15 protein-coding genes are annotated in these 16,890 nt (G+C 63.3%); 8 read left to right on the top strand and 7 right to left on the bottom strand.

All coding sequences use genetic code 11. The annotated features are described in order from the left end of the window. Nucleotides 1-73: 73 nt before the first annotated feature. The gene (locus tag LZC95_34605) at nucleotides 74-889 is read right to left on the bottom strand and encodes a metallophosphoesterase (GenBank protein ID WXA91578.1); all 816 of its coding nucleotides are present in this window, start codon (nucleotides 887-889) and stop codon (nucleotides 74-76) included. 41 nt (nucleotides 890-930) lie between these two features. Between LZC95_34605 and LZC95_34600 the strand changes: the two genes are divergently transcribed. The 7 genes from LZC95_34600 (at nucleotide 931) to LZC95_34570 (ending at nucleotide 8,367) form a co-directional block, all read left to right on the top strand. Next, nucleotides 931-1,704: a phosphocholine cytidylyltransferase family protein gene (locus LZC95_34600; GenBank protein ID WXA91577.1), complete on the top strand. Its 774-nt coding sequence runs from the start codon at nucleotides 931-933 to the stop codon at nucleotides 1,702-1,704. Next, the gene (locus tag LZC95_34595) at nucleotides 1,701-2,774 is read left to right on the top strand and encodes a cobalamin-independent methionine synthase II family protein (GenBank protein ID WXA91576.1); all 1,074 of its coding nucleotides are present in this window, start codon (nucleotides 1,701-1,703) and stop codon (nucleotides 2,772-2,774) included. Before LZC95_34600 ends, LZC95_34595 begins: the two co-directional genes overlap by 4 nt. A 1-nt stretch (nucleotide 2,775) precedes the next feature. Next, nucleotides 2,776-3,840, top strand: a complete 1,065-nt coding sequence (locus tag LZC95_34590) for an ABC transporter ATP-binding protein (GenBank protein ID WXA91575.1) — start codon at nucleotides 2,776-2,778, stop codon at nucleotides 3,838-3,840. Next, nucleotides 3,837-5,114, top strand: a complete 1,278-nt coding sequence (locus LZC95_34585) for an ABC transporter substrate-binding protein (protein WXA91574.1) — start codon at nucleotides 3,837-3,839, stop codon at nucleotides 5,112-5,114. The genes LZC95_34590 and LZC95_34585 overlap by 4 nt, the downstream gene beginning before the upstream one ends. After that, nucleotides 5,111-5,983 (top strand): sugar ABC transporter permease, encoded by an 873-nt coding sequence (locus LZC95_34580; protein ID WXA91573.1) that lies wholly within the window; start codon nucleotides 5,111-5,113, stop codon nucleotides 5,981-5,983. The genes LZC95_34585 and LZC95_34580 overlap by 4 nt, the downstream gene beginning before the upstream one ends. Further along, nucleotides 5,980-6,795, top strand: a complete 816-nt coding sequence (locus LZC95_34575) for a carbohydrate ABC transporter permease (protein WXA91572.1) — start codon at nucleotides 5,980-5,982, stop codon at nucleotides 6,793-6,795. Before LZC95_34580 ends, LZC95_34575 begins: the two co-directional genes overlap by 4 nt. Before the next feature lie 201 nt (nucleotides 6,796-6,996). Then, nucleotides 6,997-8,367, top strand: a complete 1,371-nt coding sequence (locus LZC95_34570) for an MFS transporter (protein ID WXA91571.1) — start codon at nucleotides 6,997-6,999, stop codon at nucleotides 8,365-8,367. Nucleotides 8,368-8,578: 211 nt separating this feature from the next. On the opposite strand, the gene LZC95_34565 is transcribed toward LZC95_34570, so the two are convergent. From LZC95_34565 to LZC95_34550, 4 genes are all read right to left on the bottom strand, one after another. Continuing rightward, nucleotides 8,579-9,499, bottom strand: a complete 921-nt coding sequence (locus tag LZC95_34565) for a hypothetical protein (GenBank protein WXA91570.1) — start codon at nucleotides 9,497-9,499, stop codon at nucleotides 8,579-8,581. Further along, on the bottom strand, nucleotides 9,496-10,893 hold the full coding sequence (locus LZC95_34560) for a serine/threonine protein kinase (protein WXA91569.1): 1,398 nt from the start codon (nucleotides 10,891-10,893) through the stop codon (nucleotides 9,496-9,498). The genes LZC95_34565 and LZC95_34560 overlap by 4 nt, the downstream gene beginning before the upstream one ends. Before the next feature lie 23 nt (nucleotides 10,894-10,916). Beyond that, nucleotides 10,917-11,669 (bottom strand): hypothetical protein, encoded by a 753-nt coding sequence (locus LZC95_34555; GenBank protein WXA91568.1) that lies wholly within the window; start codon nucleotides 11,667-11,669, stop codon nucleotides 10,917-10,919. A gap of 124 nt (nucleotides 11,670-11,793) precedes the next feature. Next, a complete protein-coding gene (locus LZC95_34550) occupies nucleotides 11,794-12,669 on the bottom strand; it encodes a hypothetical protein (GenBank protein WXA91567.1) in 876 nt (291 codons plus the stop codon). A 146-nt stretch (nucleotides 12,670-12,815) separates the two neighbouring features. Here LZC95_34550 and LZC95_34545 point away from each other — a divergent pair, with 146 nt between their 5' ends. Next, the gene (locus tag LZC95_34545; protein WXA91566.1) at nucleotides 12,816-14,576 is read left to right on the top strand and encodes a DUF885 domain-containing protein; all 1,761 of its coding nucleotides are present in this window, start codon (nucleotides 12,816-12,818) and stop codon (nucleotides 14,574-14,576) included. Here LZC95_34545 and LZC95_34540 read toward each other — a convergent pair. Both LZC95_34540 and LZC95_34535 read right to left on the bottom strand, forming a co-directional pair. Continuing rightward, nucleotides 14,573-15,640 carry a hypothetical protein gene (locus LZC95_34540; GenBank protein ID WXA91565.1) on the bottom strand — a complete coding sequence of 356 codons (1,068 nt, stop codon included), beginning with the start codon at nucleotides 15,638-15,640 and terminating at the stop codon, nucleotides 14,573-14,575. The genes LZC95_34545 and LZC95_34540 overlap by 4 nt on opposite strands. Nucleotides 15,641-15,819: 179 nt before the next feature. Then, nucleotides 15,820-16,863 carry a LuxR C-terminal-related transcriptional regulator gene (locus tag LZC95_34535; GenBank protein WXA91564.1) on the bottom strand — a complete coding sequence of 348 codons (1,044 nt, stop codon included), beginning with the start codon at nucleotides 16,861-16,863 and terminating at the stop codon, nucleotides 15,820-15,822. Nucleotides 16,864-16,890 lie beyond the last annotated feature (27 nt).

The following is a 16,890-nucleotide window of genomic DNA, read 5'->3' as shown; positions in this document are numbered from 1 at the left end:
TTTGGGTTTGCAATTCGCGCACTGGGCCGATTGAACCCCAAAAAACTCCCCGCCTCCCTGTGAATTCTTCTCTCTAGAGTTCGATTTGGTAGCGGGCGGGGTCGGGGCCTTGGATTCGGATGATGATTCGTTCGGGGGTGAGGCGCACGATGGCGTGGGCGGCGCTGGGGCGGCCTGGGGCGTCGTCGTCGAGGTTTTCGATGAGGCTTTGGATTGTGATGTATGGAATGCCGTGGATCACGTCGAAGTGATTTCGATGCAAATGTCCATTGAAGACGGCACGCACTTTCTTGCTCTCTTCGAGGATGGCTCGGAGGTCTGCGCGTTCGTGCACGAGGGCCAGTTCGGGCCTTCCGGAGAACCAGCGGGAGTCGTCGACGTCTTGTTCGCTTGCGCTGTGGTGCATGAAGACGATCGTGGGGCGGGTCGTCTTTTGGAGGTCCTCGCGAAGCCAATCGAGTTGTGCCCTCGGGATGCGGATGTCTTGGTCCTTCCGCTCGATCGTGTGGAGCACGACGAGGTGCCACTCTCCGTGGTCGAGCGCGTAGTAGAGCGGCCCTTCGCGATGCCAGCTCGCCAGCAGATCGCTGCGCGTCAAATTCACCAGATCGTGATTGCCCGCCACGTTGATCAGCGGCGCGTGGGCCTTTCGTAGGATCGATTGGCATTCGGCGTATCGCACGAGATCCGCCTCGCGGCTCTCGTCTTCGATGTCGTCGCCGAGGTTCACGATGAGGTCGGGCATCACCTCGCGGTTCATCCGATCGACGAACGCCTCGGTGAGGCTCGCGGCGTGGTGGGTCAACTTTCGGAGTTTTCCACGAAAGTGGGCCTCGGGGCCGAAGTGCAGATCGGTTACGATCCCGAGCGTCAGAGTGGGCATGCGCATACCAGCAGAGTTTAGCCTGTGATAGGAGATGATAGGTCATCATGCGTCCAATCTTGATCGGTGCCGGCCGCGGAAGCCGCCTCGCCCACATGACGGAGCAACTCCCGAAGACGCTCGTCCCCACCATGGGGCGGCCCATGCTCGACTGGATCCTCGAGGCGCTCGCCGAGGCTGGTTACCAGAAGCGCGATATCGTCTTCGTCTGCGGCTACCGCGCGGACGCGCTGCGAGCGCGCTACCCCGAGTTTACCTACGTGGAAAATCGGAACTGGGAGAGCAACAACATCTTGCTCTCCTTGCTCTGCGCCCGCGAATACATGGCGGATGGGTTTCTCTCCTCCTACACCGACATCATCTATCGGGGGTCGGTCGTGAAGAAACTGCTCGCTTCGCCCCACGACAAGGTGCTCGCCTGCGACACCGATTGGCGGCGGCGCTACCGCGATCGCACGCAGCACCCCGAGACCGACGGCGAGAAGCTCCGCGCCGACGGCGAACGCATCCTCGAGCTTTCCCGCACCATCGAGGCGGACGCGGCGCAGGGGGAATTCATCGGCGTGACCAAGTTTTCGCGTGAGGGCGCGCAGGAGCTGCTAGCCGCATTCGACGCAACCGAGGTCCGTTTCCAAGGCGGTATGGATCGAATCTATCGCGAAGGCCGCACCTTCCAGCGGGCGTACCTCATCGATCTTTTCCAATCGATGATCGAAAATGGAAGTGCATTTCACCGGGTCGACACACACGGAGGGTATATGGAGCTCGATACACTCGAGGATCTGTCGTTTGCCGCCAAGTGGTGGTCGGAGTCACGATGAGCCAGCCCTTGCTGTTCCCGACGACCGTGGTCGGATCCATGCCGCGTCCCCTCTTCGTCAAAGAGCTCTTCGACGAGTTTCACGAAGGGAAGGTGAGCGACGCCGAACGCCAGCGCCTCCTCGATGAATCCGTGCCCCTGGCGATTGCCCTGCAGGAGACGGCGGGGGTCGACATCGTGAGCGATGGGGAGTGGCGCCGGTTTTCGTACGTGGGGGTCATCTCCGACGTGGCGAGCGGCTTTACACGCGGCCTCTCGGGCGAGAAGCGCGATGGGAAATACTGGCACACCGTGACCGGGGAGGTGACACCGGGCAATGCCGACGTGCTCGCCGAGCATGCCCGCTTTGCCATCGCGCACAGCAGCCGTCCCGTGAAGGTCGCCCTCCCGAGCCCGTATCTCCTCAGCGTGCGCATGTGGGACGAGACGGTCTCCAAAAATGTGTATCCTACACGCGAAGACTTCGCCCGCGCCATCGTGCCGATCCTCCGCGCGCAGGTCACCGCGCTCGCCGATGCCGGCGTCCACACCGTGCAGCTCGACGATCCCCACCTGTGCCTCTTCGTCGATCCCGAGGTGCGAAAGACCTTCGCGGACGCCGATCGAGAGGCCATGCACTGTGCGTCGCTCATCAACGACGTCTTCCAGGGCATGAACGGCATCGTGCGGGCGGTGCACCTTTGCCGGCGAAACAAGGGGCGGCAAGGGTGGGTCGGCGAAGGATCGTACGATCGCATCATGGATCCCCTCCGTGCGCTGGACGTCGACCAGCTCATGATGGAGTTCACCATCCCGGCCGCAGGCGATATGCGCTGCCTGCGCGATCTGCCCGCACATTTCCGGATCGGCCTCGGATGCGTCGACTGCCGCGGCGAGGTGATTGACTCCCCGGAGACCATCGTCGAACGCGTGGAGAAGGCCATGGAGCACGTGGCCAAGGAGCGCTTGGTGCTCGCGCCGGATTGCGGATTCGCTCCGGGAAATGCCGCCGACATCCCGCTCGACGAAGCGTACGCGAAGCTTCGCAACATGGCGCGGGCGGCCCACGTCCTCCGCGAGAGGCACGGGTAACATGGTCGAGGTCGCGCTCGACCAGATTCACAAGCGCTATTCTGGCGAGAGGGCCGAGGCAACGAGCCCGGCGCTGGCCGGCGTGAGTCTCGAAGTCGAGCGCGGCGAGTTCGTCGTCATCGTCGGCCCATCGGGCTGCGGAAAATCGACGACGTTGCGCCTCATCGCCGGGCTGGACGAGCCCGATGCGGGCACGATTCACGTATCGGGGCGGAACCTGAAGAACGTCGCGCCGCAAGAGCGGGACGTGGCGATGGTGTTTCAGGGCTACGCGCTCTATCCGACCATGACGGTGCGCGAGAACCTCGCGTTTCCGCTGCGCATGCGCGGTGTGCCGAAGCCGGAGCAAGCCACCCGCATTCGCGAGGCCGCCGAGCTTCTTCGGATCGAAGCGCTCTTGGATCGGCTGCCCGGAGAACTCAGCGGCGGCGAACGTCAGCGCGTCGCAATGGGCCGGGCCATCGTGCGCAAGCCAAAGGTGTTTCTCTTCGACGAGCCGCTTTCGAACTTGGACGCCGCGCTTCGCGCCGATCTGCGCGTGGAAATCGGCGCGCTCGTGCGCCGCCTGGAGGCGACCGCCATCTACGTCACGCACGACCACGTCGAGGCGATGACGCTCGCCGATCGCATCTGCGTCATGCAGGCGGGAAAAGTCCTTCAATTCGCGTCGCCGCGCGATGTGTACCTGCGGCCGAGCACGTCGTTCGTGGGGACCTTTCTCGGTTCGCCGAAGATGAACGTGCTGCGCGGGCAGCTCGATGGAGACGCCTTCGCCTGCGGCCCATTCCGCATCCCCAAGCCGGCCGGCACGAGCCTGCGCGAGGTCCATGTCGGTGTGCGCTCGGAGGATGTGCGCATCGCCGAAACGGGCCACCCTTTCGAAGTGCTCGCGGTCGAGCCCCTCGGGGCGGAGACGCACTTGCTGGTGCGCCACGGCGCATGCGAAATGCGCGTGCGTTCCGTGGGCTTCGACACGCGCAAGCGCGGAGACACACTCGCCCTCGCGCTCGATCCGTCGCTCGTGCACCTCTTCGATCCCGCCAACGGCGGCGCACGGATCGAATGAAGCGTCGCGCCTTCTTGCAAGCGCTCGCGCTGGCATATGCGGCGGGCTGCCGGCGAGAAACGTCGCGGAAAGACGGCCGCACGGTCGCGACCCTTTGGTTCAGTTACGGCGGCAAAAATCGCGAAGTTTTGCTCGATCTGGTGAAGCGATTCAACGCGGTCCAATCGAGCGTGCTCGTCGAAGCCACGTTCCAAGGCGACTACTTCGAGGCGCTCGCCAAGCTTCGCACGGCGCTGGCTGCGAAGGCCGCGCCCACGTTCAGCCATGTCGTGGGCGAGGTGGTCCCGTACCTTGCCGAGGCCAATGTTCTGGAGCCGCTCGACGACTACGAAGGCGCAAAGGCCATGGCCTTGGTCCCCGCGCTGGCGCAATCCGGCGCGTACCTTCGCGATCGAAATGGAGCGCACCGCGCACTGGTCGCCATTCCGTTCAATCGCTCCACGCCGATCATGTACCTCAATGGCTCGATCCTGGAAAAAGAGGGGCTGAAAGCTCCGCTCACCTGGGACGAACTCCGCGACACCGCGCGGGCGCTCACACGCAAAGGCGACGACGCGCGATGGGGGTACGAGGTGCCCATCTCGTGGTGGTTCTGGGTGGCCATGGTCGGGCAAGCCGGCGGAACCCTGATGAGCGACGACGGCGATCCGACCCTCGGTGGCGAAGCGGGGGAAAAGGCGCTCGCGTTTTGGCAACGCCTCGTTCACGAGGACAAGGTGATGCGCCCGCCGCCCGGCCGCGACTACAACGCGTGGCAGGCCACGAACCAGGATTTTCTCGCGGGGAAGGCGGCCATCACGTGGACCAGCACCGCCTTTCTTCGCTACCTCGAGGAGAACGCGCGCTTTCCCGTCGTCGCCGCCAATCTTCCACGCGACGTTCGCCCGGCCGTCCCCACCGGCGGCACATTCTTTACGGTATTGCGACAGGCGCCTCGTGAAGAGAAGGAGGCGGCGTGGAGCTTTCTCCGCTGGATGTGTGAACCCGACCAGACCATCGAGTGGGCAACACGCACCGGTTATCTGCCCATCACCGAGCCGGCCATACGGCGATTGCGCGAAACGGGGTATTACGCGAAACACCCGAACGACGAAGTGGCCCTCACGCAGCTCGCCTACGTCGAACCGTGGCCGTGGGCGACGGAGCTATTTCGTATTCAACGCGACGTGGTGGAACCGCGCCTCGAGCGCGCCGTTTTCGACGGCTCCAACGCCCGCACCGTCATGTCGGAAGCGCGCGCCGTGGCCCGCGCACGGGTGGCGAGATCGCGATGAGGCCGCGCACACCGAGCTCCCCGTGGTTCATGCTCGGCCCGTCGCTGGCCCTGCTCTTCGTCTTCGTGGTGTTCCCCGTGGGGCTCGCCGTCTACGAAAGCTTCTACCAGTGGGATCTGCTCACCGATCCCGTTTACGTGCAAACGGACAACTACCGCGCGCTCAATGAGCGGGGTGAGCTCCTGCACCTGGCGTTGCGAACGCTCGGTTTCAGCGTGATGGTGGTCACGGGCGCGATGATCCTCGGCTTGGGCCTTGCCGTCCTCCTGAATCGACGAGGGCGACTGTTCGCCTTTGCGCGCGCGGCGATTTTCAGCGCGTATGTCGTGAGCTGGGTGGCCGTGGCGCTCCTGTTCATGTGGTTGCTCGATGCGGATCATGGCGTGTTCGCGGCCGTGTTGAAAATCATGCATCTTCCCCGCATCGGCTTTTTGACCGATCCGAATACCGCCCTTGCCACCTTGGCCGGGGTGACGGTGTGGAAGATCACGGGCTATGCGATGGTCATCTTCCTGGCCGGCCTCCAGAGCGTGCCGCCATCGCTTCTGGAGGCGGCGGCGCTCGATGGGGCGGGACGTTGGTCGCGTTTTCGATTCGTCGTGTGGCCGCTTCTCCGTCCCACCGCCGCATTCGTGGCGACGACCAGCTTGGTCATTTCGTTCCAGACCTTCGACGTGGTGCGCATCATGACCCAAGGCGGGCCGGCGAATGCCACGTCGCTCTTCGTGTACGCGATTTACGAGCAGGTTTTCCTCGATCTCAGCATCGGCAAGGCCAGCGCCATCACCGTCATCTTCTTCTTCGTTCTGGTCGCCGTGGCGAGCCTCCAACTTCGCTTCTGGCGCGCGCGCAGCGAGAGGCGGACATGACGATGCGCACGGGGTACCTCGTTCGCATGGGGCTTGCGTGCGCGGCGGCGCTGGTGTGGCTCGCGCCCTATGGCTGGATGGTGGCAACCTCGTTCAAGCCGCTGGCCGAGGTTCTCGAGCGCCCTGCGGCCTTCGTGCCCAAGAGTCCCACTGCTGCGGCCTATCGCGAAGTTTTCGATGCGATTCCCGTGGGGCACTACATGCTCGTGACCCTGGTGATGGCCATCGCCATTGCCTTGCTGCAGATCGCCCTCGCCCTTCCGGCGGGCTACGCCCTGGCGAAGCTGCATTTTGCGGGACGCCGTCTGGCCTTCGGCCTCGTTCTCGCGTGCCTTCTCGTGCCCGCGCAGGTCACCTTCGTGCCGGTGTTTCTCTTGTTCGCGAAGGTGGCCCTCGTGAACACGATGGCGGCCTTGGTGCTGCCCTTCGCCGTGAGCGCCCTCGGGACCTTCATGGTGCGGCAAGCCCTCGTGTCCGTACCCGACGAGATCATCGAAGCGGCCCGCCTCGACGGCGCATCCGAGGCGACCATCATTTACCGCATTCTAGGACCTCTCCTCGCACCGACATTGGTGTCGCTTTTTTTGGTGAGCTTCGTTTTTCATTACAATGATTACTTTTGGCCGCTGGTCATGACGACCAACGACGACGTCCGCACCCTGCCGCTCGGTGTGGCGCTCCTGCGCGAGCAGGGGACGGGCATGCGATGGCACATCGTCATGGCTGGCAATGTGATCCTATCGTTGCCCGTCATGATCCTATTCGCATTGGCGCAGAGACAATTGGTGCGCGGAGTCGGCGGGCGCGCCTAATCGTTCGGCTTTTCGGCGCCATTGGAGCGTTTCAACCGACGCGTCATCTTCGACGTGATGCGTCAAAAAAATTAGCTCTGGTAACCGGTGTCAATTCGCCCTTGCCAATGGAGCCATCCTTCGATAGCCATAGAAAATGGGCGGGCGGCCACATGGCTGACCAATAGGACGATCCCACGTTCGTGAAACGGAGAGAGTTCGATGCAAGACGCCGACACGATTCGGGATATCGGTGCTCGCGAAAACCCGGGTGCAAAGGCGGAACACACTGGAGTTGGCCAACGGCTTGGAGCCTTTGCTCTCGCCGTCGGGCGCTACCGATGGACGATCTGTTTTATTCTTTTCCTCGCCGCCACGATCAATTACGTGGACCGGCAGGTCATCGGCGTCCTCAAGCCGGACCTGACGAAGCTCTACGGCTGGAGTGAGAAGGACTATGGCAACATCGTCTTTTGGTTCCAGGTCGCTTACGCCATGGGCATGTTGTCCATGGGCGCGTTCATGGACAAGGTGGGGACGAAAATCGGCTTCGCCGTCGCCGCCACCATATGGGGACTCGCGGCCACGGGACACGTCTTCGCCACCACGGTGCTCGGCTTCAAGCTGGCACGATTCGGCCTAGGAATCGGCGAGGCGGGCATGTTTCCCGCAGCGGTGAAGGTGATTGCGCATTGGTTCCCCAAGCGCGAGCGGGCCTTCGCCATGGGCCTCTTCAACTCGGGAACCAACGTGGGCGCCATCGTCACACCGTTGATGCTTCCCATGATCGTCCCCGCGTTCGGTCTTGGCGCGTCCTTCGTGGTCACGGGCTGTCTGGCCCTTTTATGGGTGGCATTGTGGCTGGCCAAATACCATCCACCCGAGGAGCACCCGAAGATCACCGAGCGCGAAAAGGAATGGATCAAGAGCGACCCGGCGCCGAACTATCCAAAGATTCCATGGGTGCGTCTGCTGCCATGGCGCCAAACGTGGGCATTTGCCATTGGCAAGTTTCTCATCGACCCGATCTGGTGGCTCTATCTGTTCTGGGTGCCCAGTTTGTTGAATCAGAAGTACGGTCTCACGTTGAACAAGATCGGACTTCCGCTGGTGACCATCTACCTCATCTCCGATTTCGGTAGCATCTTCGGAGGTTGGCTCTCGTCGAGCTTCATTCGTCGCGGATGGACCATCAATCGCTCGCGGAAGGTCGCCATGATCATCTGCGCCTGTCTGGTGCCGCCCATCGTCCTTGCCGCCAATGCAGGGTCGACGTGGACCGCGGTGTTGCTCATTGGCTTGGCCACGGCCGGTCACCAAGGCTTCTCGGCCAATCTGTTTACGCTGACATCCGACTTGTTCCCGACCAAGGCGGTCGGCTCGGTGGTCGGATTCGGCGGTATGGGCGGAGCCATCGGCGGAATCTTCATCGCGCAATTGGCGGGCAGCGTGCTTCAGGCCATGGGGCCCAGCGGCTATTACGTCCTGCTGCTCTTGCCGCCGGCGGCCTATTCGCTGGCCATCATCCTCATCCACCTGCTGTCTCCGCGCCTGGAGCCCATCTCGAGCGAAGCCTTTTCGAGCGGCAGCTGACTCGCGGAGCCCGATTCAGCGTCACCTGTCACAAAGAGAAGAAGGAGCCCGCCAGGACGCCAGAAGGTCGCCAGGATCGCCAAGTGAACCAACAATGGAGTTGATTGTTGCTTGGCAATAAACCAACTCAGGATTCATCGTTGGTTCCTCTGGCGATCCTGGCGCCTCTTTTTGGCGATCCTGGCGGTTTCTTCTTCAGGGTTCGAGAAAGCTAGAATCGCCCTTCGACCATGGCCGCCGTGCCTGTGACCGTGAGTCGCAGGTGCGGCGGTTCGCGTTCGACACGGGTGCTTCGCCAAAAGAGGTATCCCGAGACCCCCAGGGTCACGATTCCCGCTCCAAGGAATACGTCGCTGAGGAGCGCTTTGGTCTTGAGTGAATCGATGCGCGATTGATCGCCCGGAGCACACTCGCTCCGGTTCGATCCGCAGTCGCGGGTCAGGTCGTCCGAATCGCCCATCGCCGTGAGGCCGAGGATGCCGCCCACCGCGGCCAACGCGAGGCCCGTCCCGCCCAGAATGTAGGACGCGGTTCGCCCGGGTTTGGGCGGGGGCGGTGCGGGTTCGAGCACCACGGAGGCCACCATCGTCCGCTTTTCGCCGTCTTGAAGCTCGATGGAGCTCTCCCAGACTTCCTTGCCTTGTCGAATCCGGATGCGATGCTTGCCCGGATCGATGGGGTAGCTCGCCTTGTCCAGCGGCATCTTTTCGTCGTCGACGAGAACCTCGTCGATGTTCGCATGGCGGGGCGTGCGTCGCTCGATGGTGAGCGTGGCGATGCGCGCCTTCAAGGTGGGAAGTTCGGTGGCTGCCTGGCTCTTGGCCATGACGAAAGCCTCCGGTGCATCGGATGCGAGCCTGGACCCGACGATGGCTTCGAGCGTGGTGCTCGCCTCGACGACGTGCCCGAGCAGCGCTTGGCAGTGGGCGACGCGAAGCTGGATCGTCGGAGCCGGAAAGATGGCATCGGCCTCCTTCCACAATCGAATCGCGCGATCGCATCGCCCCGCGGCAAACTGCGCATCGCCCTCGCCGGCGATGGTGCGGGCCCGGGTTCGTGGATCCTCCTGCGCATGGACCGGCGCCGATAGAAGAAGGAGTGCGGCGCCCAAACGAAGAACGGTGCGCGTCATATGCCGAGCGGGGGAAGGGTGAAGGGAGACGAAGGAGCCGCCGACGGAGCTTTCGGCGGCGGCGACGTTGCGGAGCTCGCCGCTTTGTTCGAGGTGGAAGACTCCGCGGGGGCCGCTTCGCGCGTCGAGCGACCACGCCCTTTCCCTGCGGCGGCAGACCCCTTCGGCGCGGGCGAAGTGGAAGGCGCCGCAGATGCCGCAGATGCCGCAGGTGCCGACGACGCAGACGGCGGCGCCGCCGTCTCGCGTGCGGAAGGCTCGGGCTCCGCTTTCGGCGTGCTCGCGGCCATCGTCGGCATGGCCGATGGAGCGCCGGCAGGCGGCGGCTCCTCGTGCCCCCGCATCCGAAGCACGCCGAGGACGACGATCGTTGCGAGCGCGATGCCCGCCAACGCCGCCCACGCGGGGAACGCCCTGCGCGGTTCACCGGGGCGCAGATCCGGCGACGTCACCTCGACGATGTTCGAGTGCCCCGGGAGAATGGCCTTCGCCAGCTCGGCGATCGCCTGGTTCGGATCGTGAAATCGATTCTCCGCGGCGGGCGCCGTAGCCCGTTTGAACCACGCATCGAACGCCGCCGGCACGCTCGGATCGAGCTCATGGGCCGAAGCCGATTTTCCGAGCTGAATGTCCGCGAAAAGCGCGAGCACGTTCGTTGCGGCAAAGGGCGTTTCCCCGGTCAAGCACTCGAACGCGACCACCCCGAGCGCCCAAATGTCCACCGGCGGTCCCATGTTCTGCTGGCGAATCTGCTCGGGCGACATGTATTGCGGCGTGCCGACCAACCCATTCGTCCGCGTCAGACTGCGACTCGCCTCGACGTTGAGGTCCTCCGGGGCCACCGAAGGCCGAGCCTCTTCCAGGCTTCCAATGAGTTTCGCAATGCCGAAGTCCACGACTTTGACCTCTTCGCCACCATCGTCACCCTCCTCACTCACCGTGAGAAAGATGTTGTCGGGCTTGAAGTCGCGGTGAACGATGCGCAGCGCGTGGGCGCGGGAAAGGGCGCGCGCCGCTTTCTGCAAAATGGTGACGGTCGTTTCGGCATCGAGCTTGCCAACGCGTTCGAGGCGCGTCGCCAACGTTTCGCCGTTCAGCAGCTCGAGCACGAAGTAAGGGTGCCCAGCGGCCGTAACCCCGAAGTCGTACACGTGCACGGCATGCCGCGAGTTCAATTGCGCGGTGACCTGCGCCTCCACGAGGAAGCGGTCCCGCGTCTCTTCCTTCTCGGCCAGCGCGCCGGACAGGAACTTGATGGCCACTTGGCGCCGCAGCGACTTGTCCTTCGCGCGCCACACCTCGCCCATGCCTCCGACGCCGATGCACTCCTCGAGTTCGTAGCGCTCGTTGAGGGTCGCTCCGACGATCGGCTCGAATGCCTCGGTTGCTTGCACGGTTGCAATTGTCACGGGCCCGCTCACGGACACACCGAGTTGGTGCATCCGCCATGAGGGCACACTTTTTTGCAGGCGCCGCAGTTCTTATCGTCGTTGGTCAGATTGACGCATTTATTGTCGCAGTTGGTCTCACCTTCCCGGCATACGACCACACAGTTTCCGTTGTCGCACAACTGATCGGATTTGCATGCTTTGTTGCATCCGCCGCAGTAGTTCGGATCGTATTTCGTATCGACGCAGGTGCCGAGCCCGCAGCGGGTGAGTCCGTAAAGCGAGCAGTTCCCGCTCAGGCATTTGCCATTGATGCAGACCTCCGCGCCGCTGCACGAGTGCCCGCAACCGCCGCAGTGCCTCGGATCGGTCTCGATATCACGGCATACGCCGTCGCAGGCGACTTGGTCCTCCACGCAGCCCGATGCACACGTCCCGCGTGAACAGATCGTTCCCTTCTCGCAAGCCTTGCCGCACTCCCCGCAGTTTGCGGGATCCGAGGCGGTATTGACGCACGACGAATTGCAGAGCGTGGTTCCGGCGGTGCACTGGGTTCCGCAGCTTCCCTCCGAGCAAACCGTCCCCGAAGCGCAGGCCACGTCGCACGTGCCGCAGTGATTTCGGTCGAATTGCCCGTCGAAGCATGCGCCGCTGCACCCGAGGTAGCCTTCCGGGCAATCGATGGTCGTCTTGAAGTCGCCCGAATGGGTCACGACTTCGCACGCCGTGATGCTCCAAGCCGCAAATGCTACCGAAAGAAACCGCGAGAGCGCACGGCTCATACCCCGCTACTGTAGTCGGGATTGTGGCGGTCGGGCCACCTACTCTGCGGTCAGGCGCGTGCGCGAGGGTGCGGTGATCAGCGCACCCTCGTCTTTCGGCTCCGCGCGCGCTCGATTTTCCGAGCTACTCGAAGGTCACGGGGACGCTTGCGAGGCCCCCCGCTCCCGGACCGGCACCTTCGGTGAAGAGCGATGCGGTGACCTTCCACCCGCCCTCGACCTCGATGGTTTTCTCTTCGAGCAGATGCAGCGACCAATACCCGGTGCCCGCGGAGAGCACGGCGAGTGCGCTCGCCGGGATTTTGACACCTCCGTTTTGCACCGGGACCTTGCACTCCACACTGTCCAAGTTGAACCGCCCGTCGCCCATGCCGATGGTCACGACTCCCGAGGGCTCGCCTTCGTAGGTCCATTGAAGTTCGAAATCCCGCGAACGCGGAATGATCCAACCGCCGGCGGTCGGCTGACCCGGCGCGGTGACCTTGACCATGGACGGGGCCTTCAGGCTCGTCTCGAATCCTGGGACGCCGTCGGAATCGCCCGCGGCCTTGATGGTGAACTGTTCACCACCGGACCAGAGGGAACCTGCAGCCTCGAGTCCCGAACGACCGGGGCCCAACGTGAGCACCTCGGGGCTGTTGGAGCGGCGGATCTCGACGAGGCCTGCGCTCGCTTCGATCAATTCGAAGCTCGGCCCATAATCCGCCGACGTGAGCCGCTGGCAGCGTGAGACCGTACAGCTTCCTTCCGTGGTGGTTTCGCAGCGTGGATTGGGCGGGGGGCGCCATCCGCCGTAGAAGTTCGAGCTTCCACCGTGAACGCTCCGCAGTTCGGTCTTCTGGTTGTAAAGCGCGACGTGACCAACTTTGAGACCGTCGCTTCGTGCGAGAGCCTCGCGCACGCTGCCTTTTTCGGACGAATCGTCACCGCCGCATGCGGCCGTGCTCGCCGTTGCAGCAACACACGCCATCATCCAAGCCCATCGACGCATCAATTTCATGAACTCCTCCGAGCCTCGGTGATTCGACTTCCCTCATCGAGGGGCAGCGCCCGACGCCTTCAGGGCCTTCAATGTTCGGAGTGGCGCTCGGGGATCACCTTTTTTTCGTGGGATCCCGCCGTTCCCAGCCTACCATGCGGGATACGATGCGCCGATTTTACGTTGCCGTCTTATCGCTCTTCTCGTTGGCAGGATGTGCACACGGAGCTCCCGCGGAGCACGCGCGCGGTGTGGCCGATGCGCCCGTCGACGCCGTTGCAAGGAGCAACGCCTTCGCGCGACGGCTCATCGAGGCGGATGCGCGATTCGATCCCGAATCGTTGATCGTGCTTGGCGATGCTCGGATCGATGCGCGCGTGCCGGATCTCGGTCGCGACCGTGACGAACGCGCCGTGCGCGAGTATCGCGCCATCGAGGAGGAATATCGCCGCGCGGCCGCATCGGAATCGAACCCCGAGGTTCGCACGGATCTCGAGGTGCTCGCCCGCGCCGCGCAGGATCGCCACCGCCAGATTGCGCTCGATGCAAAGTACCAGGTTCCTTTTCACGAGCTGTCCAGGCTCATTTTCGAAGGCCTTTCGCCACTGCTCGAGGCTCGCGGTTCGGACGAGCGAAAGCAGGCCGCGCTCGCGCGCCTCGAAGCCTATGCCGGCCTGGCTCCGAACACCGCGCCCATCACCGAGCTCGCCGAACGCCGCACCCGCGAGCGGCTGGATCGCCCGGGCCTTCTCTTTCCGCCCAAGACGCGCGTCTCGCGCTACCTGGACAACTCGTCGGCGATTCTGCCCGGGTTGCGCGCGGCCTTTGCGGGCTCCGGGATTGCGGGTTACGAAAAGGCATTTGCTCGGCTCGAGCAGCAGATGAATGTGTACGATGCATTCGTGCGTACGGTCATTCTGCCGCGGGCGCGCGATGGCTTTCGAATGCCCGAGGAGTATTACGCATTCCAAGTGGAGCGAAACGGCATCGAGGCGCCCCCGCGAGAAGTGGCCCAGACGGCGCGGCGTGCCTTCGCCGATATCCAACGCGCGATGGAGCCGCTCGCCCGTGAGGTGGCGAAGAACAGAGGATATGCATTTTCGGATTACCGCAGCGTCATTCGTGCATTGAAACGCGAGCAAGTGCCCGCCGATGCCATCGAGTCGCTCTACCGCCGGCGAATCGGAGAGCTCGAGACGATCATTCGAAAAGAGCGTCTGGCGACCTTACCCCAGCACGCGTTGCGCTTCCGGCTCGGCACGCAGGCGGACAGCGCGCGCATTCCCGCACCGTATTACGATTCGCCGACCCTTTTCGGCCAGGGGCCAAAGGAAGGTGTATTCGTGCTTCCGGCGCACAATGCGGAAGGCCCCTCCGGCCGCTTCGATGATTTCACCTTCGAGGGGGCGACGTGGTGGCTCACCGCCCACGAAGGCCGACCGGGGCACGATCTCCAATTCACGCGAATGCGCGAAAATGGCGTATCGATTGCGCGCGGTCACTTTGCCTTCAACTCGGCGAACGCCGAGGGCTGGGGGCTTTACGCGGAAGCGATGGTCGATGCCTATGTTCCGCTCGAGGCCCGGCTGATCGTGCTTCAAGCCCGATTGATGCGCGCGGCGCACGCGTTTCTGGACATCGAGTTGAATTTGGGGCTCATCGACGAAGCGGAGGTGAAACGCGTCATCACGAACGACGTCGTTTTCTCCGAAGCATGGGCCAATCAGGCGGTGCAACGTTACACTTTCTGGCTGCCCGGTCAGGCGCCCTGCTATTTCTATGGGTACCTTCAGTTCCTTCGATTGCGCACCGACGCCGAGCGAGAACTGGGCACCCGATTCGATTTGCAATCGTTCCACGATCGGGTGCTCGCCCAGGGCATGCTTCGTTTCCCCATCCTGCGCCGCGCAGTTCTCGGCCGCGGCTAGCCGCGCTGCCGTCGTTTTCGTCGGAGAACGCAGGCCGTGCCGAGAAGGAGCAGGGGGATCGCATCGCTCCCGTCTCCACGGCGGGGAGTGCTCGAGCAGCCGTCCGTTGCGCCTCCGGAGCTCTGGGCGCCGGTGCTCTTGCCGCCGGTGCTCTTGTCGGCGACGGGCCCGGGAATGGGGACGCCTTCCGGGAAGTCGAGCGACGTGCATTGATACGCTTGGGCGCTGGCGACGAGCATTTCGTCATGGTCGGCTTGCGTGACGTCGTATCGCATGTCGCCGTGCGGCGCGCATATGCGCTCGGTCTGCGCCGGTGCCGTCCCGAATCGCGGCGTGAACGTGACCTCGGCGCAATATTCGACCCCCGTCGATTCGAAATAACGACCATGGGTCCTTGGCGGCTCTTCGACGATGGATCCATCGGCGAGGCGGACGGTGTATTTGATCGACTGCAGCATCAGATACGGCGCCCAGGGTGTCGTCTCCGTGTTGAACGAGAGGGTGACGGCTTTTTTGACCCGCGAGGGAATTTCGGTCGTTTCCGAAGGCTCCGTATTGGTCCCGCCGCAGGCTCGCACCGGCGGATGATGGCATAGGACTTTCGGCGACGAATCGTCCGGTATGCGAATGCTATTCAGCTTGGGATTCGTTAGACGCAATTTCCAATCCGCCATTCGCTCGGCGGCTACGATGACGTCGTACGTGTCCGACTGCTCCCACGGGCCCAATGAGCGCTTCGAGCGAAGTGCGATATGAAGTGCGCCCAGCGGGAATTCTCCGGCAGCAGGTCGGAGGAACTTCGTAGACTCGTCGGAGGAATTCTCGAGCACGACAGCAACCGGCGAACGACCCTCATCGGATACCTCGTATTCGAAGGTGACGCCGCTTTGCTGTGACAACCTGATGGGAATGACGGCATCTTTCGGGATCGTCCTGGAGAGGGCAATCATCGGCCACCACGGCGGCGGCGTGCATGCGTGACTTTCACGCTCATGCGAAATGAGCGCCACCGGGGTAAATGCGAACAGCGCAAGCTTCATCATTGGGGTGAGCCGACGTTGCATAACGTCTGCAATAGCAGCGGACATGCCATGACCCCGCACCTGGAAATCCTCGATCGAGCCCGACACTACGTGGCACAGTTGGGCCACCATCGAGACATGGCTATCAGCCGGTCATAGGATCGTGGCGCGCGGGCACGGAGCGATGGTTCGACACGCCACGCATGTTGGCGTGCCTATTCTCATTCCGGTTTTGCGGACGAAGGAGCCTGGTCGCTGCACATCTCGCGGTAGGTGGAAATGACTTCGGCGCGTGAGCGGACGCGCAATTTCGAGGCTGCGCGGGCCATGAGGACTTTCACGGTGGCGTGGGCGATTCCCAGGTCGTAGGCGATGACTTTGTTTTCGTGACCCAGGGCTGCGTAGCCGAGAATTTGCCGTTCGCGGAGGGTGAGCGCGCCAATTTCCGGTGGGGACGGGGCATTTTCCTTCGCCACGATGTAGCGTGTGCCGTCGTTTTCGAAATGGTCGAGGAGCGACCATCGGCCTTCGACGAGGCCTTTCCACGTCCTCAAACCCATGGCCGCGTCGCCCTCATGGCGCGAGCGGCGCGCGGTCTCCACGTCGAGCACGGATCGGCGTAGCTGCTCGATGGATTGCGCGCTGCTCGCCGCACCTTGCGCATGATGCACGTGCCCCTGCGGCGAAAACACCGCTTCGGCCGTGTCGAGCTTCTGCGACGCGGGAGCCTTGGCCGCCCATCGCCGGCGCAGTCGCGCCGCTGCCGACAAATGCGCTGCGACACGGGTCCAGCGCTCGATGGTCGAGCGGGATGGCCAGCTAATTCGTGGCCGGCCTGCATGCAAACCGCAGCCCCACCCGGAAGGCTCCGCCGCCGTAATCCAGATCGTGTCGTAAATGCCAAACTTCTGCAAACCACGTTGCATCAACTCGTTGTTTTTGAAACCGCTGCGCAGGCCCATCATGTGGCTCCCCGTCGTGCAGGGACCCAGCAGGAAAGGTCGCTGCCGAAGTTCGGGATCCATCCTCGAGAGCATGACCGGGTACATTTTCTCCAGCTCCTCGGGCATGCCGGCCCGCATAGCCTGAAGAATCGTTGGAGGCGCTCCCATTTTGTAGTGAAACTCGAAAACGGAAATCCCGAAGCCTTCGTCCAGAACGGGCAAACATGCCGACGCCAGGCCTTCGAGCCATTCCCGATCGGTCACCTCCAATCGATATGCCGCCTCCACGACGTCCAAGAGTTTCTTCGCTTCGGGGCCCACGAGAACGCATGTTAGGGCACTCCGTTC

Source organism: Sorangiineae bacterium MSr12523, assembly GCA_037157775.1.
Taxonomy (GTDB): domain Bacteria; phylum Myxococcota_A; class Polyangia; order Polyangiales; family Polyangiaceae; genus Pendulispora; species Pendulispora brunnea.
The sequence above is the reverse complement of the archived record's forward strand: the minus strand, read 5'-3'. Positions and strand labels throughout refer to the sequence as shown.